This is a genomic window from Stenotrophomonas sp. YJH_SMC_138, from assembly GCF_059369855.1.
On sequence record NZ_JCAFTB010000009.1, the window covers coordinates 91140 to 117833 of the forward strand.

General features: G+C 65.9%; 27 protein-coding genes and 1 riboswitch. Of the genes, 6 read left to right on the plus strand and 21 right to left on the minus strand.

The features are described 5' to 3' along the window. Positions 1–12 precede the first annotated feature (12 nt). The 15 genes from AC5P7I_RS17435 to AC5P7I_RS17505 form a co-directional block, all read right to left on the minus strand. Positions 13–708, minus strand: a complete 696-nt coding sequence (locus AC5P7I_RS17435) for a phage minor tail protein L (RefSeq protein ID WP_014645608.1) — start codon at positions 706–708, stop codon at positions 13–15. Between the two features lie 152 nt (positions 709–860). Further along, a complete protein-coding gene (locus tag AC5P7I_RS17440) occupies positions 861–1997 on the minus strand; it encodes a hypothetical protein (protein ID WP_262087948.1) in 1137 nt (378 codons plus the stop codon). 40 nt (positions 1998–2037) lie between these two features. Beyond that, positions 2038–3177, minus strand: coding sequence for a hypothetical protein (locus tag AC5P7I_RS17445; protein ID WP_046428063.1), 1140 nt, complete (start codon positions 3175–3177; stop codon positions 2038–2040). A 12-nt stretch (positions 3178–3189) separates the two neighbouring features. Further along, on the minus strand, positions 3190–3642 hold the full coding sequence (locus AC5P7I_RS17450) for a hypothetical protein (protein ID WP_262087947.1): 453 nt from the start codon (positions 3640–3642) through the stop codon (positions 3190–3192). 1 nt (position 3643) lies between these two features. Then, positions 3644–4765 carry a hypothetical protein gene (locus AC5P7I_RS17455; protein ID WP_262087946.1) on the minus strand — a complete coding sequence of 374 codons (1122 nt, stop codon included), beginning with the start codon at positions 4763–4765 and terminating at the stop codon, positions 3644–3646. Between the two features lie 31 nt (positions 4766–4796). Then, positions 4797–5948 carry a hypothetical protein gene (locus AC5P7I_RS17460; RefSeq protein WP_262087945.1) on the minus strand — a complete coding sequence of 384 codons (1152 nt, stop codon included), beginning with the start codon at positions 5946–5948 and terminating at the stop codon, positions 4797–4799. A 117-nt stretch (positions 5949–6065) separates the two neighbouring features. Beyond that, entirely contained in the window at positions 6066–7238 is a 1173-nt protein-coding gene (locus AC5P7I_RS17465) for a hypothetical protein (RefSeq protein WP_262087944.1), read from the minus strand. Between the two features lie 2 nt (positions 7239–7240). Next, on the minus strand, positions 7241–7570 hold the full coding sequence (locus AC5P7I_RS17470; protein ID WP_049441818.1) for a phage tail protein: 330 nt from the start codon (positions 7568–7570) through the stop codon (positions 7241–7243). After that, complete coding sequence (locus tag AC5P7I_RS17475) at positions 7567–8844, minus strand: phage tail tape measure protein (protein ID WP_262219483.1); 1278 nt, start codon at positions 8842–8844, stop codon at positions 7567–7569. The genes AC5P7I_RS17470 and AC5P7I_RS17475 overlap by 4 nt, the downstream gene beginning before the upstream one ends. 162 nt (positions 8845–9006) lie before the next feature. Next, complete coding sequence (locus tag AC5P7I_RS17480) at positions 9007–9306, minus strand: DUF1799 domain-containing protein (RefSeq protein WP_227863846.1); 300 nt, start codon at positions 9304–9306, stop codon at positions 9007–9009. An 8-nt stretch (positions 9307–9314) separates the two neighbouring features. Beyond that, a complete protein-coding gene (locus AC5P7I_RS17485; RefSeq protein ID WP_014645599.1) occupies positions 9315–9623 on the minus strand; it encodes a phage tail assembly chaperone in 309 nt (102 codons plus the stop codon). Then, positions 9623–10282, minus strand: coding sequence for a phage tail protein (locus AC5P7I_RS17490; protein ID WP_014645598.1), 660 nt, complete (start codon positions 10280–10282; stop codon positions 9623–9625). Before AC5P7I_RS17490 ends, AC5P7I_RS17485 begins: the two co-directional genes overlap by 1 nt. A gap of 71 nt (positions 10283–10353) precedes the next feature. Next, a complete protein-coding gene (gene gp17 / locus AC5P7I_RS17495; protein ID WP_262087943.1) occupies positions 10354–10710 on the minus strand; it encodes a DUF3168 domain-containing protein in 357 nt (118 codons plus the stop codon). A gap of 23 nt (positions 10711–10733) precedes the next feature. Continuing rightward, positions 10734–11084: a head-tail adaptor protein gene (locus AC5P7I_RS17500; RefSeq protein ID WP_049441813.1), complete on the minus strand. Its 351-nt coding sequence runs from the start codon at positions 11082–11084 to the stop codon at positions 10734–10736. Continuing rightward, complete coding sequence (locus AC5P7I_RS17505) at positions 11081–11593, minus strand: head-tail connector protein (protein ID WP_495222170.1); 513 nt, start codon at positions 11591–11593, stop codon at positions 11081–11083. Before AC5P7I_RS17505 ends, AC5P7I_RS17500 begins: the two co-directional genes overlap by 4 nt. Before the next feature lie 378 nt (positions 11594–11971). Here AC5P7I_RS17505 and AC5P7I_RS17510 point away from each other — a divergent pair, with 378 nt between their 5' ends. Beyond that, a complete protein-coding gene (locus AC5P7I_RS17510) occupies positions 11972–12928 on the plus strand; it encodes a cation diffusion facilitator family transporter (protein ID WP_014645594.1) in 957 nt (318 codons plus the stop codon). 111 nt (positions 12929–13039) lie between these two features. Beyond that, complete coding sequence (locus AC5P7I_RS17515) at positions 13040–13465, plus strand: organic hydroperoxide resistance protein (protein WP_004153735.1); 426 nt, start codon at positions 13040–13042, stop codon at positions 13463–13465. Between the two features lie 219 nt (positions 13466–13684). Here the strand turns inward: AC5P7I_RS17515 and mmsB are convergent, their stop codons facing one another. From mmsB to AC5P7I_RS17540, 5 genes are read right to left on the minus strand one after another with little or no spacing between them, the layout of a single operon-like run. Then, positions 13685–14575 carry a 3-hydroxyisobutyrate dehydrogenase gene (mmsB, locus tag AC5P7I_RS17520; protein ID WP_164077532.1) on the minus strand — a complete coding sequence of 297 codons (891 nt, stop codon included), beginning with the start codon at positions 14573–14575 and terminating at the stop codon, positions 13685–13687. After that, positions 14572–15747 carry an enoyl-CoA hydratase/isomerase family protein gene (locus AC5P7I_RS17525; protein ID WP_164077533.1) on the minus strand — a complete coding sequence of 392 codons (1176 nt, stop codon included), beginning with the start codon at positions 15745–15747 and terminating at the stop codon, positions 14572–14574. Before AC5P7I_RS17525 ends, mmsB begins: the two co-directional genes overlap by 4 nt. Next, a complete protein-coding gene (locus tag AC5P7I_RS17530; RefSeq protein ID WP_262087941.1) occupies positions 15744–16541 on the minus strand; it encodes an enoyl-CoA hydratase in 798 nt (265 codons plus the stop codon). The genes AC5P7I_RS17525 and AC5P7I_RS17530 overlap by 4 nt, the downstream gene beginning before the upstream one ends. Next, entirely contained in the window at positions 16538–17704 is a 1167-nt protein-coding gene (locus AC5P7I_RS17535; RefSeq protein WP_164077535.1) for an acyl-CoA dehydrogenase family protein, read from the minus strand. Before AC5P7I_RS17535 ends, AC5P7I_RS17530 begins: the two co-directional genes overlap by 4 nt. A gap of 14 nt (positions 17705–17718) precedes the next feature. After that, a complete protein-coding gene (locus tag AC5P7I_RS17540) occupies positions 17719–19224 on the minus strand; it encodes a CoA-acylating methylmalonate-semialdehyde dehydrogenase (RefSeq protein ID WP_014645591.1) in 1506 nt (501 codons plus the stop codon). Positions 19225–19339: 115 nt separating this feature from the next. Here AC5P7I_RS17540 and AC5P7I_RS17545 point away from each other — a divergent pair, with 115 nt between their 5' ends. Continuing rightward, positions 19340–20707 (plus strand): helix-turn-helix domain-containing protein, encoded by a 1368-nt coding sequence (locus tag AC5P7I_RS17545; protein WP_014645590.1) that lies wholly within the window; start codon positions 19340–19342, stop codon positions 20705–20707. Between the two features lie 134 nt (positions 20708–20841). On the opposite strand, the gene AC5P7I_RS17550 is transcribed toward AC5P7I_RS17545, so the two are convergent. Beyond that, positions 20842–22734: a patatin-like phospholipase family protein gene (locus AC5P7I_RS17550; RefSeq protein ID WP_262087940.1), complete on the minus strand. Its 1893-nt coding sequence runs from the start codon at positions 22732–22734 to the stop codon at positions 20842–20844. Between the two features lie 193 nt (positions 22735–22927). On the opposite strand from AC5P7I_RS17550, the gene AC5P7I_RS17555 reads away from it, so the two are divergent. The 3 genes from AC5P7I_RS17555 to AC5P7I_RS17565 all read left to right on the plus strand — a co-directional run bounded on the left by AC5P7I_RS17555 (position 22928) and on the right by AC5P7I_RS17565 (position 26662). Then, a complete protein-coding gene (locus tag AC5P7I_RS17555; protein WP_014645588.1) occupies positions 22928–23977 on the plus strand; it encodes a bifunctional nicotinamide-nucleotide adenylyltransferase/Nudix hydroxylase in 1050 nt (349 codons plus the stop codon). A gap of 64 nt (positions 23978–24041) precedes the next feature. Beyond that, positions 24042–25451, plus strand: coding sequence for a nicotinate phosphoribosyltransferase (locus AC5P7I_RS17560; protein ID WP_262087939.1), 1410 nt, complete (start codon positions 24042–24044; stop codon positions 25449–25451). 133 nt (positions 25452–25584) lie between these two features. Then, positions 25585–25814: riboswitch (cobalamin riboswitch) on the plus strand. A 161-nt stretch (positions 25815–25975) separates the two neighbouring features. Next, the gene (locus AC5P7I_RS17565) at positions 25976–26662 is read left to right on the plus strand and encodes an epoxyqueuosine reductase QueH (protein ID WP_425604943.1); all 687 of its coding nucleotides are present in this window, start codon (positions 25976–25978) and stop codon (positions 26660–26662) included. Positions 26663–26694: the final 32 nt, after the last annotated feature.

Here is a 26694-nt window from a genome sequence, read left to right on the forward strand (position 1 = left end):
GGAGGGGATCGATCAGGAGCGCAACAGGCCCGCGGCGGGGAAGCCGCCATAGGGCAGCGGCTTGTCCTGGCCGAAGCGCAGCTTGCAGCTGCGTACCCGACCGCCGCACTGGTCACGCGCCGGATCATCGGTGGCGACGTCGTCGCTGTCGGCCACCGCTGGACCGTTGTAGCCGCAGTACGCGCCGCGATAACCGCCACGCACCAGCCAGCCACACATGCCGGCGATGATCTGCCTGCCCGGCAGCTGCTGCCCATTGAGATCGATCGCGGTGGTCAGCTCGAATTCGACCATCTGCTTGTCCTCACCGATCTTGCGCTCGATGAACCAGACTTCATCAGGGAAGTGCTCGCCAGGATCCGCGCTGGGATTGCCTTCCTCGAAGTTGGCGGCATCCAGGTACTTGGCCAGTGTCTGCCGGCGGATGATGCGGGCACCGACCAGGTCATCGAACAACAGGCACATGGCGGTGATGCGGCCATCGATGTTGCTTACGCGCAGGCGTGGGTTCGGCGGCTGGTCGCTGGTGCGCTCGAAGCCGCTGGCCTCGATCGGCCAGGGGCCATATTCCTGGCCCTGCCACCAGATGAGGCCACTCTGCAGGTGCGCGTGGAAGAAGAGCTTGTCGGCGCCGAAACTGCTGGCGTCGAGTTCATAGACGGTGATGCGGCCACCCGGCTCAAGCTGCTGGGCATCGGCGGTGATCATGGGGTGTTCTCCTGTGCGGCATTGGGAAGAGGGGGTGGTACGGGGTACCGTTCCTGGCCGCACGGTACGATGACGTGGTGGCCTGGGCGCAGCGAGGCAGTGGTGGTGAAGCAGGCGTGCTTTGGCGCCTGCGGAGCAGGGGTTGTCATGGCTCAGAGCTCCGCATCGGCCTGGACCAGCACCTGCGAGGTGGTCGACCACACCACCACCGCGCCCCAGAGCTGCATGTTGTTCGGCATCGAGGCGATGACTGCCGCGTCAACCGTGGACTGCCAGCTGGGCGCTCCGCCGTCGAAGTTGACCAGGTTGCCGGCATTGCCGAAGCCCACCAGGTTCAGCGCGGTGGACGGCGAGGAGATTCTGGGCGCTGAGCGTTTGCGCACCTTGAACGGGATGCACGCACGCGTGTCGCCGTTGGCGGTGTAGGTGATGCCGATGATCCGGTTTACATCCACCGTCTCGTAGTAGCGCTGGCACAACAGCAGCTCCAGTGCTTCGGACCGGCGGTCGAAGTCGGTGGCGGTATCGCCTTCTTCGATCTGCACTTCGGCCAGTTGCACGCTGCCGCTCTTCTGCCCGGCGGCGAACGCGCGGCCGCCGAAATCGGCACCTGCGTCCAGCCAGAAGCCCAGTTGCAGGTAGCTGTCCGGGCCCAGCGTCTTGCCGGCAAGACCGGGAACTTCCACGGTGACCTGGTGCCATCGCCACAGCGTATCGAGCACGACCGAGGCGCCGATGCTGTCGCGCGCGGTAGACCCACCCGTTCCGTAGGACTGCTGCAACTCCACGCCGATGCGGAAGTCGTCCACCGAGGCGCGCGCCTTGAAACTGATCGTGACGGTGCGCCCGGCCAGTGTCCGGACATCCTCGATGCGCTGTTGGACCAGCGCCATGTTGCCGGCACCGGCAACGCTCTGCACCTCCAGCCGAAGCAGGTGGCACGACCCAGCCAGCAGGCGCCCTCCCTGGCCGCCGCCTGGAGGCACATCCTCGCGTGAGGCAGCCACCCTGGTGCCGATGGCATTGATCGCCCAGCGGTCAGCGATGTAGCGAGAGCCCGTGGATGCAGGGAACGCTGCACCGCGCTGCCAGAACCGGAAGTCGCCGTTGATGAGCGGGTTCCTTCCGGCCATGCGGCCTTCCAGATGCATGAGCGCCGATTGCGCGTCGTCCAGACCAGCGTAGATCTCGGCGAAGTTGTCGTTGATCTTGGTGAATGCCGGCCGCTGGGTCTCACCTCGTTTGCCGTTGGGCTGGACGGTGTCCAGGTCGATGATTCTTCGTGTCATGTGCAGTCCTCGCTGCGTGCGCCGGTGTTGACGGCCAGGGTCAGATCTCGGCGTCAGCCGCCCAGTTGCCGCCCACCAGATAGGCATAGAACGGCGTCAGGCCAGAACCGAAATCAAGCTGAAGCGTGAATCCATCGGGACGAAGGAACAGCGGGACAGCCATTCCGCGTGACCACCCGTTGCCGTTGAACAACGACCAGTAGCCGAGGGCCGGCGCCACTTCACTGTTGGAGTAGAGCGTGAGTGCGGGCACAGTGCGTTTGGCGACCTTGAAGGAGATCTGCTCACTGCGCGCCAGGCCTGCCTGGAACGCGGCGGCGACGCCCTGCGGTGACGGCATGCCAAGCTGCGGTGCCTGTTCCAGCGGGAAGCTCTTCTCGTAGTACCGCTGGCACAGCATCAACTCGGTTGCGTCATCACGCATGTCGTAGTCGGTAGGTGTCGCCCCCTTCTCCAACTGCATGCAGGTCAGCGAAAAGGACCCAGACTGGCCGACAAGCTGTCCGCCATAACCACCGGGTGTCGCAAAGTCGACGATGACGTGCAGCTTGCTGTTGGCTCCCACGGTCTTGCCAGCAATGGATGGCAACTCGACGGTGAAGTACCTGAGCGCGGCCGCGGTGCCGATCTCCTGGACGCCTGCCCGGACCGTCACATCCGGAGACCCATTGGTACCAAACGTCTGGATGAAGCGAACGCCGATGCGGCAGCCCGGCGTCGCGGCCCATGCCTGCATGCTCAGCGTCACGGTACTTCCCGCCAGCGTCTGCACGCCTTCCACCGGCTGGGTGACGAACGCCTCGGTCGCGGCCGTCGATCCGGTGAGATCGCAGTTCATGAATCCCGTGACCCCGAATGCCGGGGCATCGAAGCTGCGGCGTGACACCGCGACCTGCCCCGCCCCGGTGCATACCACCTGGAAGCGATCGGCAACATACACCGCCAGAGGCGACACCACAGTGCGGCTGCTGCCCCGTTGCCAGAACCTGAAGTCACCGTTGATCAGCCGGTTCCGGCCGTTCTGCCTGCGCCGGAGATCCTGCACCGTGGTTTCGAGTTCATCCAGATCCGTGTAGAGATCGGCGAAGTTCTCATTGACCTTGGTGAAGGCCGGCCGTTGCGTCTCACCCCGCTTTCCGTTCGGCTGCACGGTATCAAGGTCGATTGTGCGTCGTGCCATGCGTCGTCCTCCTCAGCCGCCGAGGATTTCCGGCGCCTGCTCGGCAGGCCAGCCGAATGCATCCGGCTGCGGCAGTTGCGCCTGGACCTGCCGCCAGTCCGGCGCGGTCTCCTCGGCGGTGGACTCAATAGTCTCCAGTGCGAGGTTGACCCCGTCGCGCCAGGCGATCATGGCGATGGCGTCCTGCGCGTAGCGCGGCACCGCACTGCCTACGTAGCTGCAGCAACTCTCGATGCTGTCATAGCCGCGATCGCGGGCACACTGGGCCATCCACTCCCACGCCTTTCCGCGGATGAAGCGATGGAACTGCGCCGAGCCGGGTGCGAACAGCGGCGGTACCGGCTCCGGCACATTGCCTGCCGTACACCAGGCTTCATAGTCATTCCACAGACGGTGGCCACGTGGAATGAAGGCGCCGGTCTGCAGGCACTTGATGGTGTCGATCTCTTCGGTCAGTTGATACATGTCATAGCTCCGCGTCGGCGGTCCAATGGAAGGAGGAGCCCCAGTTGCCTGCGGCGGATTGGTAATTGACCTGTGCGCCGGACTGGCCGGCATATACGATGGACGTCACCGTGCCGATGCCGCCGCTTGCGCCGGATATGCGCCCTGCCTGCCCGTTCACATCGCTGTAGACCGTGTAGGCTGGGATGGCCCGCTTGGGGACGCGACACCGGATATGCGAGGTGCTGCCAACGCCGACGCTGCGGTCGTAGAACTGGTTGTCGCGTCCGATGCCATCGGCCGTGCCAGGCGGCACATCCAGGTTGTAGCTCTTCTCGTAGTAGCGCTGGCACAGCTGCAGCTCGTGGGCCAGCGGGCGCAGGTCGAATGCCGTTGCCCTGTCGCCGCGCTCCAGCTGCATCATCGCAAGGCAGAACTCTCCGCTCTGACCGGAGATGACACCGCCATAGGCATCGGCGCACAGATCCACCACCAGCCACAGGAAATCGCTGTCGGCATTGCTGCCCAGCGTCTTCCCCTTCACCGATGGCAGTCGCGCACTGAGCTGGAAATAGGTCCAGGACGCGGCGGTGACCGCCACGGTTCCCAGCTCTACGCTGACCGCGGCGGACGGCGAACCACCGGTGCCAAAGTGCTGGATGAGACGAACACCGATGCGTTTTCCTGGCGGGCCATAGGCGAAGCCGGAAACCACCACTTCGCCGTCGGACAGCGTGGCGACCCCTTCGACCTTCTGTGCGACATAGGCGCTGCTGCCTGCACTGACCTTGGAGACAACGCTGTTGAGGAAACGGCGCGATTCCGGCGCGGCTCCGCCGGCAGGAAGATTGGCCCCGCGATTTGCGGTATGCGTGCAGCTCAGCGCTGCCACGGTCCAACGATCGGCCACATAGATCTCGCCGCCTTGGGTGGTGCCAGTGGTGGCCCGCTGCCAGAAATCGAAGTTGCCGTTGATCAGGCGGTTCCTGCCTGGAGCCGCGCTCTGCAATGCGCTTTCCAGCGAATCCAGCGCGCCATACACTTCGGCGAAGTTGTCGTTGATCTTGGTAAACGCCGGGCGCTGGGTTTCGCCCCGCATTCCGTTCGGCTGAACGGAATCGAGGTCGATGATTTTTCTCGTCATTGCTGTCGTCCTGTTCCCTGCGGGCGCCCCATCAAAGCTCGGCGTCGGCCCACCAATGCCACCAGCCGCCCCAGCGGCCTGGATTGTTGGTCCAGCTGACTTCGTACCCGGAAGGCGAGGCGTAGTTGACCAGGCAGGGCACGCGGGAGATGTTGTCTTCCGCGATGTGTCCATCCTGCTGGATGTTGTCGGCCGAGATGATCATCACGTAGGGATGGGCACGCTTTGCCGTCTGGAATCGCACGCTCTGGTAATGCGCCATTCCCGGTGAGTTGATCGAGAATGCCTCGCGCCCTTCGTTGTGCGCCGTGTTGGGCACGATGTCGAGGTTGTAGCTCTTCTCGTAGTAGCGCTGGCACAACGCCAGTTCCACACCTGGCGGCCGCCAGTCGAAGCATGTCGCTGCGCGGCCCGATTCGACCTGGAACTGGGTAAAGCCGAACGAGCCGTTCTGTGCCACCAGCTCGCCCTTCTGACCAGCACCGCACAGGTCGAACACTACGTAGAGGTGGTCGTTGCCGTTGCTGCCGAGCACCTTTCCCCGGGTACTCGGCAACGTCACCGTGATGCTGTGACGTTTGGCGGTGGTGCCCAGTGTGAGCACACCGGCTTCCAGCACCACCTGCGGCGAGGGTGAGCCGCCGGTTCCGAAATCCTGGATGACACGCACGCCCACACTGCGACCGGGCGCATCAGAGTTCGCCCATACCGAGATCGTGATGTCTCCGCTTGCACTGCGGACACCCTCGATCTTCTGCCCCATCCAGGCGCCACTTCTGGCGATGGCCTCGGATACGGTGCAGACCAGAATCGACCGTGTATCTTCCGGAAATCCGGCCTGCCCGTCGTACGCCACCCGCTGTACGTCGTGGTTGCAGACCAGCGCCGAGTTCGTGAAACGGTCGGCGAAGAACACTTCCGCGCCCAGCGTCCCCGACCCAGTGCCGACACGACCAGATGTACGGCGTTGCCAGAACTGCAGGGCGCCATTGATGAGCAGATTCCTGCCTGGAACGCGCTCGGTGATGGCATTCGCCACGATTTCCGGGATCTTCGCGACCTCGGTCAACGCGTCGTAGACCTCGGCGAAATTCTCGTTGATCTTGGTAAACGCCGGGCGCTGTGTTTCACCCCGCTTTCCGTTCGGTTGAACGGAATCGAGGTCGATGATCTTTCTTGCCATTGTTGGCTCCTTGGACGAGGTGAATCGGCGGCGTCCGCTCGGGGTCTGAGTACTTTCATTCCGTCAATGGGCGGATCTCACGGCTTTCCGCCCGATCCCGCAGACGCATGAGTGCACTCAGAGTTCGGCATCGGCGGTGTAGTGGCCTGCCAGTAGAACAGAGCCGCTTACCAGGAAGCCCGCACCGCCTACGTCAGCCATGAACGCCTGGCTCGTTGCCATGACTACGTTAGTCAGCGTTCCCGCGCGCCATGTTCCGCCCGCGGCGTCGTAGTACCTCCAGAAGCTCGGCGATCCGATGTCACCACCTTCTCCGCCTGCATGGAACAGCAGCTTTGGCGTGCTGCGCATCGTGCCTTTGAACTCTGCAACAACCCGGCAGGTACCACTGTTGAAGGCCACGGCGTTCCGATGGACGGCGGAGCTGCTCTTGCTGTTGGGAACCTCTGTAACAGGAAAGGACTTCTGGTAGTAGCGCTGGCACAGCGCAAGCTCGTGGGCCGGTGATCTCCACTCGAAGCGGGTCGCCCGTGCGCCGGCTTCCCATTGCATTTCACCGAAGTACAACTGGCCTGCCTGCGCGCCGAGCCCTCCTGTGCGCGCGTTGAAGTCGCTGCCTGCTGAGAGCCATACCGCACAGATGACCGAATCATCGCCACTGCCAAGCGTCTTACCGTAGATGGAAGGAAGACTGACGGTCTTGCTGATCCGGTTCAGGCCCTGTGCGAGCGTGAAAACTTCCGGCTGGATCGCCGTGACAGTGGGGCTTCCGCCCGTTCCGAAGCGCTGCAGGAACTCGACTGCGATCTTTCTGCCTGCGGTGCCTGCGTTGTAGACCAGGAACGATAGCGTGCTCTCCGATGCGGCAAAGGTCCGCACACTTTCCACACGCTGCTCGAACAGGAAATGGTGTCCGGCGGCGTTGTGATTCCCGTTGCAATTGGCGGCCAACGTAAACAGGCTTCTCGGGAAGTTCGAATCGCCCGGGGCAACGGGTGATTTGAATATGACTGCTCCGTCCATCCCTCCCTGCTGTGCAAAGAATCTGTCTGCACAGTAGGCAGCGGCGGCGGTGAAGTTGTCCCCACGCTGCCAGAGCTCGAAATTCCCATTGATCAAACGGTTCTTTCCCGAGACTGAGTCTGCGATGGCACCAGGGATTCCCTCCAGCGCCAACGCAACATCCTGAAAGTTCTGGTTGATCTTGGTGAAGGCCGGCCGCTGGGTCTCCCCACGCTTTCCGTTGGGCTGGATGGTATCCAGGTCGATCCGTTGAAGATCCATGCTCATGCCTACGCGTGGAAGGTCTGCTCGAAGGTGGCGGTGATGGTCGATACCTGGCCGCCGAGATGGCTGTCGGTGTAGGAATCACACATGTACAGCCCCTGCCCCAGTGGCCCTTTCCACAGGAAGCTGCGGCCGGCATGACCATCCAGGAAGGTCACGATCTCGTTGATCGTTTTGCGGTTGCCGACGAACTGCAGCTGGTAACTGCGTGAAGTGGCGTTCAGGCCATCGGCAGCGGCCTGCGCATAGCCATCTCCGAACTTCGCGCGCTTCACGGCGGCGGTGGTGGTTCCAGTACTCTGGCTGGTTGCCGGCCAGGTGAAGGTGTCGGTCATTGCATGGCACTCCTGCTGAGCACACCACCTGCCTTCAGGTCACGACTCTGCAGCTCGCGGTACTTGCGTTCCACGAACTGGCCGATCTCGTTGCCGAACTGCTGCAGCATGCTTTCGTTGGTGGTGACTTCCTTGCCACCGTTGTTGTCGATGCGGATGCTGACTCCCACTCCGCCGCCACCGCCGCCACCGTGCGCGGCCACACCCAGGCGGCCGTCCGGCCCGCGCCGCAGCGGCATGATCGCTTCCGGTCCCGCTTCGCCGAACACGCCGGCGCCCTTGGCGAAGGCGAACAGCTGCGGAGTGTTGTAGACACCGCCGGAATAGGCCGACAGGCTCGGCGACTGGTAGACGCCACCGTTGGCGTTGGCCTCCACCCCCGTGCCATATCCGAACAGGCCCGCGATCTTTTTGACGCCCCAGACGATTGCCTGTTGGATGGCGATCATCTTTAGATCGGCGATGATCGACTTGGCCAGATCCTTGTAGTTGGACTTGCCCGTCTTCACGAAGCTCTGCAGTGCCGCCTCTGCGCCGGTGAACGCTTTGGAAAAGGCATCCTGGGTGGACTTGGCGGAGTTCTCGGTCTTTTCCATGTACTCGCCGAGCGCGCTGCCGAAGCCCTTGCGGAACCCCGAAAGTCCTGTGGTGCCCTTGGTGTCCTTGGCGTCCTTGGTTTCGCCCGCCTTGGCATCACCGGCCTTGGCGTCCTTGGCAGTCGCCACGCCTGCAGCCACCGCCGCCGCGTCCGTCGCTGCATCCTTGGGCGTCAGGTCGACCCCCATCAAGCCGGCGATCTTCCTCGCCCCCCAGACCAGTGCCTGCTGTGCGGCGATCATCTTGAGGTCGGACAGGATGGACTGGGCCAGTTCCTTGTACTTGGACTTGCCGGTGGTCACGAAGCTCCTCAACGCTTCGTCGGCGCCGGTGAATGCTTTGTCGAAGGCTTTCTTGGCAGCCGTGGCGGTGTTTTCGGTCTTGCCGATATAGTCGCCGAGCGCGCCGCCCAGGCCCTTGCGGATGCCTGCCAGGCCCTTGTCGTCCTGTTGGGCCTTCTCTTCCTTCTTTGCAGCCTTGCCGGCGTCCGCGCCCGCTGCGGTTGTTCCTGCCTTCGCCGCCGCCTGCAGCTGCGTGTTCAGGGCGGTCAGCTGCGTGGACAGTGCGGTGACCAATGATGCGCTGGTGGTCAGCACGGCATTGAAGGCCTGCTGCACCGTGTTGATCTTCTCCAGCTGCCGCTGGAACTCCTGTGTGGTGCCGGTCATCTCGGTCATGCCGCGCCTTGCTGCCTGCATGGCCGTTTCCAATGCGTTGCTGGCCTCCACGGTGGTCCGTGTGCTGCCAGGCGATGTAGTGCTCATTGAGTGTTCCTCGGGAGAGTCGGCTCCGCTTCGGCGGAGCCGGGATCGGCCATCGGCATTGCCGCGATGGCCGGCTCATTCCTGTTGCATCTGCTCCAAGGCAGCGCGTTCGATGATGCGGATGGCCGCCATCACCTCGTCATGCTGGTCGCCGTCGAGCGCTTCGCGCTCCAGCTCCCGGTAGACCACGTTGTAATCCAGCCCGATCGGGCCACCTGCGCCGACGCGCCACTGGGTGGCAACCCGCGAAAAAAGTTCGATGGGAAGCACGCACTCCGGCCACAGCTCGACCTGCGGTGGTGGAAAGTGCTTTGCCTTCAATCCAAGCTTCATCAGCTCGGACTCGGTGGGGGCCCGCCAGTACAGGGCCCCCACCGCCTCGATCAGTTTCCCTTGCGTGCGACCTGCAGGGCCTGGGTGTAGCCACCGATGATGGCGCCATCCAGGCCGGCCTGCTGCTGCAGCGCCAGCTCGACGCCGGCGGTGTCCAGCGCCACATCGGCATCCCAGTCCACCACGATGTCCAGGATGGCCTGGGCCACGCTCAACGTGTCATCGCCCAGACGCTCCAGCAGGCTGGCGTAGTCGGCTACCGACAGGTGCCGGTAGGTCAGGTTGAGCTTCTGCTCGCGGCCGTGACCGACGATGGTCAGGGTGCTCTTGAAGCTCTCCGGCGCCTTGACCTGGAACATCAGGCGCCCTCGACCAGGATGGAGTCTGCCAGCGCGGTGAAGGTCGCGGTGGTGCCCATCGGGGTGTTGGCGGCCATGGTCGGGTCGCCGTTGTAGCTCAGGTAGCCGTACCAGTACAGCACGTCGCCGCCGACCAGCTTGGCCCGCAGGATCACCGGCTCGCCCTTGGCGTCAGCGTTCTTCAGTGCCGAATACCACGGCTTCTTCGGATCGTAGAACAGCGGCAGGGTGATGGTCTTGGCGTTCTTGAAGGTCGGCATCTGAACCTGGCGACCGGTCGGGTCTTCGAGCAGCGTGCCGCTCCAGTACTGCTGCTCGCCACCGGCGGTGGTCGGGTCGCCCTGCTGGTCCAGGTCGACGAAGGCGCCCGCCTTGCGCAGTACACCGGCACCGCTGGTACCGGGGAACAGCACGGTATCGGTGGTGTCGATGCCCAGCAGTTCAACGCTGCCGGTGGCTTCAGCACCGGCGCGGGTGGCGCGGTTGTTCAGGGCCGGCCAGCCCGGCAGTTCAATGACCACCACATCGCCGGTGTCGACGCTGTTGGCGGCAACGCTGGCCAGCGCCGGCGCAGCCTTGGAGATCGCGCTGGTAGCGATCGCGGTGGAGACGACCGGTGCGAAGCCGAACTGGGTGCCCTTGGGAAGCTTGAGTGCCATGGTGTATTTCCTCGTTGGATAAAAAAAAGCCCGGCGAATGCCGGGCTGGGGTGTTGCACGGGTGATGCGGTTTACGGGTCGACGTACCACAGGCCGAAATCGAACCGCGCGCCGTACTTGTGCAGCATCGGCTCATGCACGGCAATTGCAGCGCCGAACGATTCGGCGGTCGGCAATCCTGCGCATACCTGATCCTCGATGTTGCGGATCAGGGTGTTGGCCTGGGCGCGGCTGTCTGCCCAGACGGTCAGCTGCACGCGAGCGTGCTTCTGTTCGGGAATGGAACCTTCGTTGAACCACACGGACTGTCCACCCATCTGCTGGTAGACGGCACACGGATAGATGACCGGTTCCGGCGGAAGGTCGGGATACAGCCGGCCCTGCAGCAGCGGGGCCAGCAGCGCGTGCAGCTGTGCTTCGTAACTCATCGCGGTGTCCTGGTTGGCGTCGCTCAGGCGATGCCTGAAGACTGTTCGGTGAGCAGCACCGTGGTCTGGCGCCGGCTGAAGTCGGGCGCAACGCCGGTGATGTTGAAAACACGACCGTCATGCACGATGCGCATGCCGGCCTGGATGCCTGCCTGTCGTGCGGCTGCCAATCGGACATGGAAGCGCTGGCGCCGGATCGTTGCCGGCAGGCGGCTTTCCAGCGTCAGCCGCTGCACGCTGTCTGCGCGGTCGGCGATGATGGCGGCCCACAGTTCTGCCACCGGCTGCCAGGCGTCCAGCGGCTGCCCCCACGCATCGAGCTGGCCGTCCTGGCGCTCGATGCGGATGCGGCGATTGAAGTGGCCGGCGTTCATGGCGTTGCTGCCGATCGGTACGGATCAAGCAGCGCGGCCACGCCGAACGGCAGCTCCAGTGCGATGGCAGCGGCGCCTGCCGGTGCATCGAACGTCTGCGCAGAGACGACCACGGCTTCGCGATAGGCGTACAGGTGGCCCAGCAACAGGCGCACCGCTGCACGGGTGCTGTCGTTGACCGGCATGCCCTGCAGCAGGCGCGCACTGCGCGCGGTCGCCACGGCCAGGCGGCGATCGGCCACATCACGCATGGCCTTGGCCTTGGCCGCGTTGGTCTCGGCATTGGCGGCGGCAACCGCGGCTTCATGCCCGGTCACCGCCGCCGCCATGTCCTGCGGCAGCTGGTCCAGCGCCTGGTCCAGCGCGGCCTGGTCGGCGTACAGCTCGCGGCCCAGATAGGCCGCGGCTGCATCGCTGGCTGCGGCCAGCAGGTCACCCAGGATGGCGTCGTCAAAATCGCCGTCGATACGGCAGTGCGCGCGGCACTGCTCAAGGGTCAGCAGGGGCATCGAATCCTCCTTCGTTGATGGATGTGGAGTGCCCCGATCCTGCGCGCACGGCGGCGCCCCACGCGATCACCAGGACGGCGCGGGAAAGGCAGGATCGGGGCGGAAAACAGAACGGCTGCGACGGGGACGTCAGGGCCGGTGGCGGTGACCTCGCAGCGCGCGACGGCGCAAACGAAAGAAGCCCCCGGGGTCACCGGAGGCTTCTATGTCATCGTGGTACAAACGATACGCTTCGGGTGTGCACCCGTCAATCCGCAAACGGTTACCAGTCTGGTGACTTTTCCAGGCGCTGTGCGGGCGTGGTCATGGCGACGTGCCGCAGGCTGGATAGAATGGCAACGCGCTGCTTCCGCAGCCCATTTCCCGCTGGATTCCCGCATGCCTGCCAACACCGAACGCTTCTTCGATGCGCGTACCGAACAAGGCGTGCTGCGCCTGTCCATCGCAGGCTCATTGCTGCTGGCTGCCGCTGCGGTGGTATTTGGTCTTCTGGCCAATTCCTCGCTGATCATCTTCGATGGCATCTACGGCTTGATCGATGTGGTGATGACCTGGCTGTCACTGCTGGTCGCGCGTCTGATCGCACTGTCCACCAGCACCGACGCGCTGCAGTCGCGGCTCAACCAGCGCTTCACCATGGGCTTCTGGCACCTGGAGCCCATCGTGCTGGGGGTGAGCGGCACGCTGATGATCGGCGCGGCACTGTATGCGCTGGTCAATGCGGTGGATGCGCTGATGTCCGGCGGCCGCCACATCGCACTCGGCCCAGCCATCGCCTTCGCCGGGTTGTCGATCATCGGCGAAGGTGCGCTGGCCTGGTTCGTGCTGCGCGCCAACCGCCGCATCGGTTCGGAGTTCATCGCGCTGGACGCGAAGAACTGGGTGATCGCCGCCAGCATGTCGGCCTGCTACCTGCTGGCCTTCCTTGGCGGCGTACTGGTGCGCGGCACCTCGCTGGCCTGGGTCGGGCCGTACATCGACCCGGCCATCCTTGCCTTCGTCTGCGTGCTGGTGATGATCGCCCCGCTCGGGACGGTGCGCCGGGCGCTGGCCGGCATCCTGCTGGTCACCCCGCCGGAACTGCAGGCGCACGTGGACGCGGTGGCACGCGCGATCGTGGCCAAGCATGGCTTCGTCGAGCATCGCAGCTACGTCGCCCAGGTGGGGCGTGGCGAGCAGATCGAGTTGTTCTTCGTGGTACGCGAGGACGACCCGCCGCGGCCCCTGCTGGAATGGGACCAGCTGCGCGACGAGATCGGCGATGCGCTGGGCGAGGCCTCGCCGGACCGCTGGCTGACCATCATGTTCACCACCGACCGCGAGTGGACGATCTAGGCCAACAGGACGATCAATCAAGTTTTTCGTACGGACTGCAACCCAACGTACGCAGAAACCGGGCAAAGTAGGCTCCATAGCAGTACCCACCCACTGACCAGGAGCATCCCGATGTCCATCGAAAAGGTTCTGTATACCGCCCAGGCCACCTCCACCGGCGGCCGTGAAGGCCGTTCCGTCTCGTCCGACAACGTGCTGGACATCCAGCTGTCGACCCCGCGCGAGCTGGGTGGTGCCGGCGGCCCGGGCACCAACCCGGAACAGCTGTTCGCCGCTGGCTACTCGGCCTGCTTCCTGGGCGCGCTGAAGTTCGTGGCCGGCCAGGCCAAGGTCGCGCTGCCGGCCGACACCACCGTCACCGGCAAGGTCGGCATCGGCCAGATCCCGACCGGCTTCGGCATCGAGGCCGAGCTGACCATCAACGTGCCGGGCGTGCCGCGCGAGCAGGTGGAAGAACTGGTGCAGAAGGCGCACATCGTGTGCCCGTACTCCAACGCCACCCGCGGCAACATTGATGTAACGCTGATCGTTGCCTGATGCGGCGCCGGGGTCGGATCCCTTTGCCACCGGCAAAGGGCTCTGACCCCATCCCAGGCCCGCACGGCTATATGGGGTCAGAGCCCTTTCGCGTTGCGAAAGGGATCCGACCCCCAAAAAAATGGGCGGATGCCGGTCGAAACCGAACATCCGCCCATCCCACCTCCGTTGTCCCGCACGGGGGCATGAGGTTGCCGGCCAGCGGCCGGCACTACCAGGTCACTTCTCGCTCGTGATGAGCTGCACGACGCTGGAGAAATCCAGCTTGCCGCGGCCGGCCTGGTGGTTCATCGAGTAGAGATTGCGGGCCACTTCGCCCAGCGGAATCGAAGCGCCGACACTCATCGCCGCTTCCACCGCCAGGCCCATGTCCTTCAGCATCAGATCACTGCCGAAACCGCCGCTGTAGCCACGCGAGGCCGGCGCATTCTCCAGCACGCCCGGCCACGGGTTGCACACTTCGGTGGCCCAGCTGCGGCCGGTGCTGACCGCCATCATCTGCGACAGCACCTTGGGGTCCAGCCCGTGCGCCACGCCCAGTGCGATGGCTTCACCGGTCACCGCCATGATCACGCCCAGCGCCATGTTGTTGCACAGCTTGGCGACCTGGCCAGCGCCGCTGGCGCCAACGTGGAAGATGTTCTTGCCCATCGCCTGCAGCACCGGGCGTGCGCGTTCCAGCGCGTCTTCCTCGCCGCCGACGATGAAGGTCAGGGTGCCGGCCTGGGCGCCGGCGGTACCGCCGGACACCGGCGCGTCGATCATCTGCAGGCCACGCGCGGCGGCCGCTTCCGAGACCTTGCGGGCACTGGCCGGGGCGATCGTGCTGCAGTCGATGACCAGTGCACCGGCCGGGATCGCGGCAAGAATGCCGGCGTCGCCCAGGTACACGCCTTCGACATGACGGCTGGCCGGCAGCATCGAGATCACCACTTCGGCATCGGCCAGGGTGTCGCGCGCCGACGATGCAGCGCTGGCGCCGGCGTCGACAGCGGCCTGCACCGCGGCCGGAACCAGATCGAACACGCGCACGCTGTGGCCGTTCTTGACCAGATTGGCGGCCATCGGGCCACCCATGTTGCCCAACCCGATGAATGCAATGCGGCTCATGCAAGGCTCCTTTCAACAAGGGGAGTGCCCAGGTCGGCCAGCGGATGCGCGGCGTCGGCCCAGGGGGAAGCGAAGAAGGTGTCTGCCCACGCGCCGGTGGCCTCGGCCAGGGTGGCCGGGTTCCACTGCGGATTGCGGTCCTTGTCGACCAGCAGCGCGCGGATGCCTTCGGCGAAATCACCATGGGCGGCGCAATGCAGGGCGACGATGTACTCCAGGCGATAGATCGCGGCCAGGTCCTGGCCGGCACTGCGGCGCTGCAGTTCGTACGCCAACCGTGCCGAACCCGGTGCACCGGCAGCAAGGGTCTTCTGAGCCGCCTGCAACCAGGCGTCGTCGGTCTGCAGGCCGGCAATGCGCGCCACGATGGCTTCAAGGTCATCGCCTTCGCACAACGCATCGACCTGCGCCGCGTGGGCCAGCAGTGGACCGGTGGCGGCATCGCTGGCATGCGACTGCAGCAGATGGGTCAGGCGTTCGTGGTTGTGTGCGGTGTCATTGGACCAGGCCACCTGCAGCAGCGCATCGAACACCGCGCTGCGGCGTTCTTCGGCCACGTGCACGTCGGCCAGGCCGGCGTAGATGGCATCGCCCGGGTTGAGCAGTGCGCCGGTCAGGGCCAGGAACAGGCCACCCTTGCCCGGCACGCGCGGCAGCAGCCAACTGCCACCGACATCAGGGAACAGGCCGACGGTGATTTCCGGGAAGGCCAGCTTGGAGCGTTCGCTGACCACACGGTGGCTGGCGCCGGACATCAGGCCGATGCCGCCGCCCATCACGATGCCGTGGCCCCAGCACAGGATCGGCTTGGTGTAGGTGTGGATGAGGTAATCGACGCGGTATTCGACGTCGAAGAACTCGGCGGCATAGGCGTTCTGGCGGATGTCGCTGTGGCCGGCCTCACGGAAGGCGACCATGGCCTTGTACAGGCTGTGCAGGTCGCCACCAGCACAGAACGCCTTTTCGCCGGCGCCCTGCAGCACCACCATGGCGATGCCATCGTCGTCGGCCCAGGCGTTGAGCTGCTTCAGCAGCAGGTGCGCCATCGGCAGCGAGAAACCGTTGAGCGTACGCGGCGCATTGAGCGTGGCGATGCCGATGCGCGTGCCGTTGCCGGCCACGCGCTCTTCGAACAGCACCGGTGCGTCGTCGGCAGCGGTATCCGTGCTCATGCGTTCTTCCACTGCGCGGGGCGCTTTTCCAGGAAGGCGGTCACGCCCTCGACCTGGTCGGCGGTGTCGAACAGGTCGACGAAGGCTTCGCGCTCGGCCACCAGCGCCGAGGCGTGGGTGCCGGTGCGGGTGGACTGCACCAGGGTCTTGCAGGCGGCGATGCTGGTCGGGCTCTGCTTGCCGGCCTTCTTCGCCCATTCCAGCGCCAGCGCCTTGGCTTCGCCCTTGCCGACCTTTTCTTCGGCCAGGCCAATGCGCAGCGCGGTCTCGGCATTGATGCGCTCACCCAGCAGGATCATGCGCTTGGCCCAGCCCTCGCCGACCAGGCGTGGCAGGTTCTGGGTACCGCCGGCACACGGCAGCAGGCCGACGGTGGCCTCCGGCAGCGCGACCTGGGCATGGTCATCAATGATGCGCAGGTCGCAGGCCAGCGCGCACTCCAGGCCACCGCCCATGGCGTAGCCGTTGATCGCGGCGATCGACACGCCACGGAAACCGGACAGCGCTTCGAAGGCTTCACCGAAGCGGCGCGCGGCCTCACGTGCAGCGGTCTTGTCGCCGGAGGCGAACTGGTTGAGGTCGGCACCGGCGGAGAAAAATTTCTCGCCGTCACCGGTGATCACCAGCGCGTAGATGTCGCGGTCTGCGTTGAGCGCGCCGACCAGGTCGCGCAGCGCCGACAGGCTGTGCACGGTCCAGGTATGCGCCGGCGGGTTGTTCAGGGTGACCACGGCGGTGTGGCCATCCACCTCCACCTTCAGGCCCACGTGCTCCTGGGTACGCCAATCCTTCATCGCAGTTCCTCTTCGGTGTTGAGCAGGTGACGGGCAACAATCACCCGCATGATCTCGTTGGTGCCTTCCAGGATCTGGTGCACGCGGCAGTCACGCAGCAGGCGCTCGATCGGGTATTCGCGGATGTAGCCGTAGCCCCCGTGGATCTGCAGCGCTTCATTGCAGACGTTGAAACCGGCATCGGTGGCGAAGCGCTTGGCCATCGCGCACCACACGTTGGCATCGCTGGCACCGGCATCGAGCTTGCGTGCGGCGGTGTGCACCATCTGCCGTGCAGCCACCAGCTGGGTGACCATGTCGGCCAGCTTGAACTGCAGCGCCTGGAACTCGGCCAGCGCCTTGCCGAACTGGCGGCGCTCGCCCATGTAGCGGCGCGCAGCATCCAGTGCACCCTGTGCGGCACCCAGCGAGCAGGCGGCGATGTTGATGCGGCCGCCGTCCAGCCCCTTCATCGCCAGCTTGAAGCCGCCGCCTTCCTCTCCCAGAAGGTGGCTGACCGGCACGCGGACGTTCTCGAAGGTGATGCCACGGGTGGGCTGGCTGTTCCAGCCCATCTTCTCTTCCTTGCGGCCGAAGCTGATGCCCGGCAGGTCCGCCGGCACCGCAATGGCGCTGACACCGCCGGCACCGGCACCGCCGGTACGCGCCATCACCACCAGCAGCTCGGTGGCACCGGCGCCGGAAATGAAGGCCTTGGAGCCGTTCAGCACGTAGAAGTCGCCATCGCGCACGGCGGTGGTCTTCAGCGAGGCCGCATCGGAACCGGCGCCCGGTTCGGTCAGGCAGTACGAGGCCAGCTTGTTGCCCGAGGACAGATCGGTGCCCCACGCATCGCGCAGGGCTGGCTGGCCCCACCTGGACACCATCCACGAGGCCATGTTGTGGATGCTGATGTACGCCGCGGTCGACGGATCGACGTTGGCGAGCTCCTCGATGACGACGGCGGCGTCCAGTCGGCTCAGGCCGCTGCCGCCCACTTCCGGGTCCATGTACAGACCGCAGAAGCCCAACTCACCGGCCTTGGCGATCGCCTCGCGCGGAAAGATGCCCTCCGCATCCCATCGCGCGGCGTGCGGCGCCAGTTCAGCCTGTGCGAAGTCGCGCGCCGCCTCGCGGTACGCCTGCTGCGCTTCTTCCAGTTCCGTCGTCATCGAGTGGCTCATGGCTGCTCCTGCCGTTACTTCAGGCTGATCGTGGTGTTGACGCCGTGGCTCAGCGTCTCGTCATCGAACCAGCGCGCGGTGACCGTCTTGGTCTGGGTGTAGAACAGCACCACCTGCTTGCCATACGGGCCCAGGTCACCCAGCTTGGAGGCGCGCGAACCGGTGAACGAGAACAGCGGCACCGGCACCGGGATCGGCACGTTGATGCCGACCTGGCCGACGTCGATGTCTTCCTGGAACTTGCGCGCGGCAGCGCCGGACTGGGTGAACAGTGCGGTGCCGTTGCCGTTCGGGTTGCTGTTGACCATCGCGATGGCCTCTTCCAGCGTTTCCGCTTCGAGGATGACCAGCACCGGCCCGAAGATTTCTTCCTGGTAGATGCGCATGTCGGTGGTGACACCGGCAAAGATGGTCGGGCCAACGAAGTTGCCCTTCTCGAAGCCATCGACCTGCGGCTTGCGGCCATCGAGCACCAGCTTGGCGCCCTGCTCCACGCCCGAGGCGATCAGGCCTTCCACGCGCTCGCGGGCGCTGCAGGAGATGACCGGACCGACGTCGGTACCGGACACGGTGCCGGCGCTGACCTTCAGGGTCTGGGCCTTGGCCACCAGGTCCTGCACCCAGTTGCGCGCTTCACCGACCAGCACCAGCGTGGAAGCCGCCATGCAGCGCTGGCCAGCGGCACCGAAGGCGGCACCGACCATTGCGTTGAGGGTCTGTTCCTTGTTGGCGTCCGGCAGCACCACGGCGTGGTTCTTGGCGCCCATCATGCATTGCACGCGCTTGCCGGCCAGCGAGGCGCGGTTGTAGACGTGGGTGCCGACGCGGGTGGACCCGACGAACGACACGGCCTTGATGTCCGGGTGGTCGCAGATCGCGTTGACCACTTCCTCGCCGCCGTGGACGACGTTCAGCACGCCCTTCGGAATGCCGGCTTCCAGGGCAAGCTCGACCAGGCGCATGGTGACCATCGGGTCCTGCTCGGACGGCTTGAGGATGAAGGTGTTGCCCGTTGCAATCGCCATCGGGAACATCCACAGCGGGATCATCGCCGGGAAATTGAACGGGGTGATGCCAGCGCACACGCCCAGCGGCTGCATAATCGTGTAGGTGTCCACGCCATTGGCCACGTTGTTGGCCAGCTCGCCCAGCTGCAGGTTGCCGATGGCGGCGGCGTGCTCGACCACTTCCAGGCCGCGGAACACATCACCTTCGGCGTCCGGCAGGGTCTTGCCCTGTTCGGCGGTGAGGATGTGGGCCAGCTCACTCATGTTTTCGCGGATCAGCTGCTGGTACTTCAGGAAGATGCGCGCGCGGGTGCCGATCGGGGTCTTGCGCCAGGTCTTGAAGGCTTCCTTGGCGGCGGCGACGGCGGCGTCCACTTCGCCGGTGGTGGCGAACGGCACCTGGGCCAGCACGTCCTGGGTGGCCGGATTGATCACGTCCTGCCAGTGGGAAGTGGCCGATTCAACGAACTGGCCATCGATCAGCATGCGGATACGGGGCGCTGCAACAGTCATGACGACAATCCCACAGGGTGCGAAAGATGCTTGGCATTATTCACAGCACCCGGCTCGATTTCCGGGCTGAATCCGCTTAATCTGGCCAACGCGCCCCACGATTCCTGTTAATTCTGTGAATTATTCAGCTCCCCAGCGGCAACTCGGCCTGCGCCTGCTGCGGCTGCGCGAGCAGCGCGGCTACAGCCAGGCCGATCTGGCGCGTGCGCTGGGGCTGTCGGCCAGCTACCTGAACCAGATCGAGCGCAACAAGCGCCCACTGACACCGGCGGTGCAGAAGAAGCTGGGAGAGGTGCTGGGCGACGTTTCCTCGCTGTTCGATGACGATGAGCCCGCCGCCCTGCAGGAGGCGCTGGGCGAAACCCTGCGCGACCTGGGCCTGGCCGAGGTCAGCGCGACCGAACTGCGCGCCCTGGCCGGCAACCTGCCGCAGGTCAGCCGCGCGCTGTTGGACCTGCACCGTCGTCACCTGGCGCTGCGCGAGCACGCGGCCGCACTGGAGTTCCAGCTGGGCGAGCCCGGCGCCGGCAGCACCCTGCCCGCCGGTGACCAGGTGCGCGAGTTCTTCAACCGCATGCATAACCACATTCCCGAGCTGGACGAGCTGGCCGAGCAGCTGTTCGCCGAATGGGGGCTGTCGCCCGGGCATGTGGCACCGCGGCTGCGCCAGCTGCTGGCCGACCGCCATGGCGTGCTGGTGGAAGTGGCCGCACTGCAGGCCGGGCGCGAAAAGCGGCACTACGATGCCGGTGCGCGGCGGCTGTGGCTGCCCGATTATCTGGAGCCCGGACAGCAGGCGTTCCAGATGGCGGCCGAGCTGGCCCTGCACGGCTACCTGCCGCAGATCGATGCGGTGGTGGCGCGCGCCGGGTTCACCGATGAGGCACGCATCGCGCAGGCGCGGATCGGTCTCTCCAACTATTTCGCCGGTGCGCTGGTGATGCCGTACATGCGCTTCCTGCGTGCAGCCGAAACCAGCAGCTACGACATCGAACTGCTGGCGCACCAGTTCGGCGTCGGCTTCGAAGCGGTCTGCCACCGGCTGAGCACGCTGGCACGGCGCAGCGCGCCCGGCCTGCCGTTCTTCTTCATTCGCGTGGATCGGGCGGGCAACGTCTCAAAGCGCCATTCGGCCACCGATTTCCACTTCTCGCAGGTGGGTGGATCGTGCCCGCTGTGGATCGTCTACGAGGCATTCAACCAGCCCGGTCGCATCCTCACCCAGACCGCGCGCATGCCCGATGGGCGCCGCCATTTCTGGCTGGCGCGGCAGGTCAGCAGTGGCCCGGTCGGCCATGGCCAACCGCGCAAGACCTTCGCGGTGGCGCTGGGCTGCGACCTGCAGCATGCCGAACGCCTGGTGTATTCACTGGGGCTGGATGTGCAGAGCCCGGGCAATTCGGTATCGATCGGCCCGGGGTGCCGGGTGTGCCCGCGCGAGGACTGCATGCAGCGCGCGTTCGCGCAGTTGCCGGGGCGATAGGGCGGGTTTGGCAGGGCCGCGCCCTGCACCCGTGGTAGCGCCGGCCGCTGGCCGGCAAGAGCAGCAACCACTGCGGGGTCAGATCCGTTTTCCTGCGGAAACGGATCTGACCCCGATTCGACCGCAGGACCGGCTCAGTAGATCGGGGTCACCTTCATCTGCGGCAGCGGACGCGGTGCGCCGTCGGTAAGGTCCGGGCCGAGGTCCTCCCAGGTGCGGCCCTGCTCGACCATCAAGCCCCACAACTGCTGCGAGGCCAGCCGTTTGTCTTCCGAGCCCAGCTTGTACGACGGTGGCGTCGGCTGACCGCTGGCGACCATCGCGTACGCCGCGCGGTAGGCCAGCACCTGCTGCGCCGGATCATCGGTGCGCGCCACTTCCAGCGTGTAGCGCTGGTAGGCCGAGGCCAGGTTGCGCCAGCGGATCCAGTAGTGGTTCTCGAACGAGAACGAACAGAAGCGAGCACCGGCCAGGCTGCCCTTGTCGGCGATGCGGGTCAGCACGTCCTGCGGCATGTCCAGGTTCATGCCACCCTCGTCGCCCTGCAGGCTGACGTGCACGATGCGGTCGCGGTAGCCCGGTGCGCGCGCCTGCAGCAGGTCGCGCCAGTTCTGCATGGTCGCCACCACCGCGAACAGGAAACGACCCAACTCGGCTGCGGCCAGTGGCGTGGCGATGGACTGGTAATGCCGTTGCCAGCCGTGGCGGTTTTCGGTGGGCAGGAACACCGCATGTTCCAGCGCCTGGCGGCCGCCGCTGCCCTGGCTCACCGCTTCGGCGTGCTGTGGATAGACCAGGTTGATGGCGAAGGTCGGCCAGCGCGGCAGGGCGGCGTCGAACAGATGGATCGGGAAGTTGCTGCTGATGCCGCCATCGGAGAACCAGCAGATGCGGAAGGCGGTGATCACCGGGCCGCAGGTCTGCCCGGCACTGGTCAGCCCTTCCATGCTGTCGGCAACGTTGTGCTCCTGGTCGGCCGCAGCGGCGGTCGGTTCGCAGCGTCGTTCGCGGCGTGAGGGTTCATGCAGCGGCACCGCGCTGATCAGCAGCGGGAAGCTCAGGCTCATGCGCGTGGCCACCAGCACCGGCAGCTTCGGGCCCTGCGGCAGGTGGTAATACTGCCGCCCGTCCACCTCCAGCGGCGGGCCGGCCTGGCTCACCAGCCACTGCACCACGCTGGCAGGAAACAGCTGTTCGAACTCCTCGCGCAGGAACCAGAACTGCGCGCCGCCCAGTGGCAGCGTGCGCGGCTCGTTGTGCGATACGCAGGTGGTGATCATCTGAAGGCTGATCGCATGCGGGCTGTCAGGCTCACCGGCGTAGCGCGGCGCATCGTGCAGGTCGGCGAAGGTCAACGGTGCATCCAGCGGCTTGCCGGACAGCTGCTGCAGGCATTCATGCAACCACTCGGTCAGCGCCGGCCTGCGTGGATCGCGGCTGAGGCCGCTGCACAGGCCCAGCAGGTTGCGACGCGCCACCCGCGCGACCCGCAGCGCGGCACCGGCCACACCCGCACCGTAGGCGCACAGCAGTGATGGCAGCAGCGTGGCGGCCACGCCGCTCCAGCCACCGCCCCACCAGCCCAGGCCGAGCAGCAGCGCCAGCGACACCAGCACTTCCAGCGGCGCGATCTCGAATACCGCAACGGCCAGGCACAGCAGTTTGTGCGGCAGGCGGGCATTGCCGGTCAGCACCACCAGCAGCCGATAGGCCGCGCGCGCGCCGCGCGCCGGCTGGAACAGGCTGTAGATGAAGCCGCGCCGGGACAGCTGTGCCGACACCGCCGACAGCCCGCCATAGCCTGCATCGCCGGGCAGCTGCTCGCCGGCCTGCTGGCGGCGATCGCCGCAGGCCGCTGCAGCCGCCACCGCTGCCGCAATGGCGCCGGCTGAAGTGCCGCCGATGCTCTTGAAGCGATACTCGCGGGCCAGCGCCAGTACCGCATTGGGGTACACGATGCCGCTGGTGATGCCGCCTTTCATGACCAGATCGCAGTACTTGTCCGCCACTGTCTTGCCCCCGAGCATGCCGTCCGCCGCGTGGGTTGCAGTATGGCGCAGGGGCTTCTCAGGGCCTGAGAACAACGGCGCAGTCCGCGCACGCAATGCGCCGTTCAGCAGAAAGCACGGCTGCAGGCTTGACCCGCCCCGCCATCGGCGTAGCATCTGCAGCAAGCCAAGGGACAGACCCGCGGCTGCCACAACGACATGAGGGATTCTCATGGAATTCGACTATCTCGTCTTCATCGGGCGATTCGAGCCCTTCCACAACGGCCACGCCGCCGTTGCCCGCCTGGCCCTGAGCCGGGCCCGCAAGCTGATCTTCCTGGTCGGCTCTGCCGATACCCCCCGCAGCCTCCGCAATCCCTGGACCGTGGCCGAACGCGCCGTGATGATCCAGGCGGCCCTCGACGGCCACACCGACCGTCTGCTGATCCGCCCGCTGCGTGACCACCTGTACAACGAAGCACAGTGGATCGCCAACGTGCAGCGCCAGGTGGCTGACGCCCTGCGCAACGACGGTGCCGCCGCCGATGCCAGGGTGGGCCTGATCGGCATGGACAAGGATGCGTCCAGCTACTACCTGCGCGAGTTCCCGCAGTGGCCGCTGGTGGACGTGCAGCACACCGCCACCCTGTCGGCCACCGAGCTGCGGCGCTACCTGTTCGAGGCCGGCGACGTCGACTTCCACGGCGCGCTGCTGATGCTGCGTGGCAATGTGCCGGCGCCGGTGTACGACATGCTCGAAGCGTTCCGCAAAAGCGCGCCTGCGTATGGCCAGCTGGTGGCCGAGTACCGCTTCATCGAACAGTACAAGGCCGCCTGGAAGGATGCGCCCTACGCGCCCACCTTCGTCACCACCGATGCGGTGGTGGTGCATTCGGGCCACGTGCTGCTGGTGCGTCGCCGCTCGGAACCCGGCAAGGGGCTGTGGGCATTGCCCGGCGGCTTCGTCGGCCAGGAACAGAGCCTGCTCGACAGCTGCCTGCGCGAACTGCGCGAGGAAACCCGCCTGAAGATTCCGTTGCCGGTGTTGAAGGGGTCGCTGAAGGGCCAGCAGGTGTTCGACCACCCGGACCGCAGCCAGCGTGGCCGCACCATCACCCACGGTTTCCACTTCGAGTTTCCGGCCGGCGAGCTGCCGCCGGTGCGCGGCGGCGACGATGCCGACAAGGCACGCTGGATACCGGTGAGTGAGGCCCTGGACATGGGCCCGCAGCTGTTCGAAGACCACCTGCACATCCTGGAGTACTTCCTCGGCCGCGGCTGACCGGCCCCGCTTTCCCACTGGCGGATAGACCGCCGGTGCCACCCGACGCGAAGGAGCTTCCGTCATGCACTACCTCGATAATCTTCTCCTCAACACCGACAGCTACAAGGCCAGCCATTGGCTGCAGTACCCGCCGGGTACCGATGCCACGTTCTTCTACGTCGAATCACGTGGCGGCCTGCACGATCGCACGGTGTTCTTCGGCCTGCAGGCGATCCTCAAGGACGCGCTGGCACGGCCGGTCACCCACGCCGACATCGACGACGCTGCTGCGGTATTCGCCGCGCATGGCGAACCGTTCAACGAGGCCGGCTGGCGCGATATCGTCGACCGGCTTGGCGGCCACCTGCCGGTGCGCATCCGCGCCGTTCCCGAGGGCAGCGTGGTGCCCACCCACCAGGCGCTGATGACCATCGAATCGACCGATCCGGCCGCGTTCTGGGTGCCGTCGTACCTGGAAACGCTGCTGCTGCGCGTGTGGTACCCGGTCACCGTGGCCACCATCAGCTGGCACGCACGGCAGACCATTGCCGCGTTCCTGCAGCAGACCAGCGACGACCCGCAGGGGCAGCTGCCGTTCAAGCTGCATGACTTCGGCGCGCGCGGTGTCTCGAGCCTGGAATCGGCCGCGCTGGGCGGTGCCGCGCACCTGGTCAACTTCCTCGGCACCGATACCGTATCGGCCCTGTGCCTGGCGCGCGCGCACTACCACGCGCCGATGGCCGGCTATTCGATTCCCGCCGCCGAGCACAGCACCATCACCAGCTGGGGCCGCGAGCGCGAGGTGGACGCCTACCGCAACATGCTGCGCCAGTTCGGCACGCCCGGTGCGATCGTGGCGGTGGTATCGGACAGCTATGACATCTACCGCGCCATCAGCGAGCACTGGGGTACCACCCTGCGCGATGAAGTGATCGCCTCGGGCGCCACCCTGGTCATCCGCCCGGACTCGGGGGACCCGGTGGAGGTGGTGGCCGAAAGCCTGCGCCGGCTGGATGAAGCGTTCGGCCACAGCCTCAACGGCAAGGGCTACCGCGTGCTCAACCACGTGCGGGTGATCCAGGGCGATGGCATCAACCCGGATACCATCCGGGCGATCCTGCAGCGCATCACCAACGACGGCTACGCCGTCGACAACGTGGCCTTCGGCATGGGCGGTGCGCTGCTGCAGCGGCTGGACCGCGATACGCAGAAGTTCGCGCTGAAGTGTTCGGCCGCACGGGTCGAGGGTGAGTGGATCGACGTCTACAAGGACCCGGTTACCGACGCCGGCAAGGCCAGCAAGCGTGGCCGCATGCGCCTGCTGCGCCGCCTGGACGATGGCAGCCTGCACACGGTGCCGCTGCCGGCCAACGGCGACGACACCCTGCCGGACGGCTTCGAGGACGCAATGGTGACCGTGTGGGAGAACGGCCGCCTGCTGCACGACCAGCGGCTGGACGACATCCGCACGCGGGCGGCCGTGGGGCATTGAAGGTGCATCCCGACCGGGGTCAGAGCCCGCTGCGTGGCAGCGGGATCCGACCCCTTCCTTCCGCTGGGGTCGGATCCCGTTGCAGCGTAGCGGGTTCTGACCCCTGCGCTCTTGACCGGCGCCACCAACAGGTCCACCTTGCACACGCCGAAGGTATCCCTCCCATCGCTGCGGCGCGGGGAGGGATTTAAACGGGAATCCGGTGAAGGCGCCTCGCGCGTCCATTCCGGAGCTGCCCCGCAGCGGTGAATGGAAACGAATCCTGCCAACAGCACTGGGCTCGCGCCTGGGAAGCGGCGGGTAGTAGGTGGGCTGCGGCCCGTGTCCATCAGCCCGAATACCGGCCCCGGCCGGGGGACACGACCGTCCCCTGACTCGACCTGGAATCTCCGCGGGGAGGTTGCCGGGGCCGTCGTCGTCCTGCGCGTGCAGGCGGTGTGGCCGCGCGCGTCCTGTTCACGGTATCCGGCCAGACCCGTTCACCCACGCGCTGATGCATGGGCCACCGCCGTTGCCGGCGGTCCATGCGGTACCTGACGATGACCGAGCTCCAACGCCCCACCCTGACCCTGCCCGCCGACGGCAAGCGCCTGCTGCTGCATTCGTGCTGCGCGCCCTGTTCCGGCGAAGTGATGGAGGCGATCACCGCCTCCGGGATCGACTACGCGATCTTCTTCTACAACCCCAACATCCACCCGGTGAAGGAGTACGAGCTGCGCAAGCAGGAGAACATCCGCTTCGCCGAGCAGCACGGCATTCCCTTCATCGACTGCGACTACGACACCGACAACTGGTTCAGCCGTGCACGCGGCATGGAAAACGAGCCTGAACGCGGCATCCGCTGCACGATGTGCTTCGACATGCGTTTCGAGCGCACCGCGCTGTATGCGCACGAGCACGGCTACGACACCATCAGTTCGTCGCTGGGCATCTCGCGCTGGAAGAACATGGCGCAGATCAACGACTGCGGGATCCGTGCGGCGTCGCGCTATGAAGGCCTGCAGTACTGGGACTACAACTGGCGCAAGGGCGGCGGCGCCAGCCGCATGATCGAGATCAGCAAGCGCGAGCAGTTCTACCAGCAGGAATACTGCGGCTGCGTGTACTCGCTGCGCGATGCCAACCGCCATCGCCGCGAGAATGGCCGCGAGCGGATCAGGATCGGCCTGCTGTACTACGGGCGGGACGCTGGGACGCCACAGGACGATTGACGTGCAGGCATGGGGCGGCCACGCTGGTCGCC

Excerpts from the sequence above, each read along its gene's own strand:
- AC5P7I_RS17435 (WP_014645608.1), bottom strand. The coding sequence starts at position 708 with ATGATCACCGCCGATGCCCAGCAGCTTGAGCCGGGTGGCCGCATCACC.
- AC5P7I_RS17440 (WP_262087948.1), bottom strand. The coding sequence starts at position 1,997 with ATGACACGAAGAATCATCGACCTGGACACCGTCCAGCCCAACGGCAAA.
- AC5P7I_RS17445 (WP_046428063.1), bottom strand. The coding sequence starts at position 3,177 with ATGGCACGACGCACAATCGACCTTGATACCGTGCAGCCGAACGGAAAG.
- AC5P7I_RS17450 (WP_262087947.1), bottom strand. The coding sequence starts at position 3,642 with ATGTATCAACTGACCGAAGAGATCGACACCATCAAGTGCCTGCAGACC.
- AC5P7I_RS17455 (WP_262087946.1), bottom strand. The coding sequence starts at position 4,765 with ATGACGAGAAAAATCATCGACCTCGATTCCGTTCAGCCGAACGGAATG.
- AC5P7I_RS17460 (WP_262087945.1), bottom strand. The coding sequence starts at position 5,948 with ATGGCAAGAAAGATCATCGACCTCGATTCCGTTCAACCGAACGGAAAG.
- AC5P7I_RS17465 (WP_262087944.1), bottom strand. The coding sequence starts at position 7,238 with ATGAGCATGGATCTTCAACGGATCGACCTGGATACCATCCAGCCCAAC.
- AC5P7I_RS17470 (WP_049441818.1), bottom strand. The coding sequence starts at position 7,570 with ATGACCGACACCTTCACCTGGCCGGCAACCAGCCAGAGTACTGGAACC.
- AC5P7I_RS17475 (WP_262219483.1), bottom strand. The coding sequence starts at position 8,844 with ATGACCGAGATGACCGGCACCACACAGGAGTTCCAGCGGCAGCTGGAG.
- AC5P7I_RS17485 (WP_014645599.1), bottom strand. The coding sequence starts at position 9,623 with ATGTTCCAGGTCAAGGCGCCGGAGAGCTTCAAGAGCACCCTGACCATC.
- AC5P7I_RS17490 (WP_014645598.1), bottom strand. The coding sequence starts at position 10,282 with ATGGCACTCAAGCTTCCCAAGGGCACCCAGTTCGGCTTCGCACCGGTC.
- gp17 (WP_262087943.1), bottom strand. The coding sequence starts at position 10,710 with ATGAGTTACGAAGCACAGCTGCACGCGCTGCTGGCCCCGCTGCTGCAG.
- AC5P7I_RS17500 (WP_049441813.1), bottom strand. The coding sequence starts at position 11,084 with ATGAACGCCGGCCACTTCAATCGCCGCATCCGCATCGAGCGCCAGGAC.
- AC5P7I_RS17505 (WP_495222170.1), bottom strand. The coding sequence starts at position 11,593 with ATGCCCCTGCTGACCCTTGAGCAGTGCCGCGCGCACTGCCGTATCGAC.
- AC5P7I_RS17510 (WP_014645594.1), top strand. The coding sequence starts at position 11,972 with ATGCCTGCCAACACCGAACGCTTCTTCGATGCGCGTACCGAACAAGGC.
- AC5P7I_RS17515 (WP_004153735.1), top strand. The coding sequence starts at position 13,040 with ATGTCCATCGAAAAGGTTCTGTATACCGCCCAGGCCACCTCCACCGGC.
- mmsB (WP_164077532.1), bottom strand. The coding sequence starts at position 14,575 with ATGAGCCGCATTGCATTCATCGGGTTGGGCAACATGGGTGGCCCGATG.
- AC5P7I_RS17525 (WP_164077533.1), bottom strand. The coding sequence starts at position 15,747 with ATGAGCACGGATACCGCTGCCGACGACGCACCGGTGCTGTTCGAAGAG.
- AC5P7I_RS17530 (WP_262087941.1), bottom strand. The coding sequence starts at position 16,541 with ATGAAGGATTGGCGTACCCAGGAGCACGTGGGCCTGAAGGTGGAGGTG.
- AC5P7I_RS17535 (WP_164077535.1), bottom strand. The coding sequence starts at position 17,704 with ATGAGCCACTCGATGACGACGGAACTGGAAGAAGCGCAGCAGGCGTAC.
- AC5P7I_RS17540 (WP_014645591.1), bottom strand. The coding sequence starts at position 19,224 with ATGACTGTTGCAGCGCCCCGTATCCGCATGCTGATCGATGGCCAGTTC.
- AC5P7I_RS17550 (WP_262087940.1), bottom strand. The coding sequence starts at position 22,734 with ATGCTCGGGGGCAAGACAGTGGCGGACAAGTACTGCGATCTGGTCATG.
- AC5P7I_RS17555 (WP_014645588.1), top strand. The coding sequence starts at position 22,928 with ATGGAATTCGACTATCTCGTCTTCATCGGGCGATTCGAGCCCTTCCAC.
- AC5P7I_RS17560 (WP_262087939.1), top strand. The coding sequence starts at position 24,042 with ATGCACTACCTCGATAATCTTCTCCTCAACACCGACAGCTACAAGGCC.
- AC5P7I_RS17565 (WP_425604943.1), top strand. The coding sequence starts at position 25,976 with ATGCGGTACCTGACGATGACCGAGCTCCAACGCCCCACCCTGACCCTG.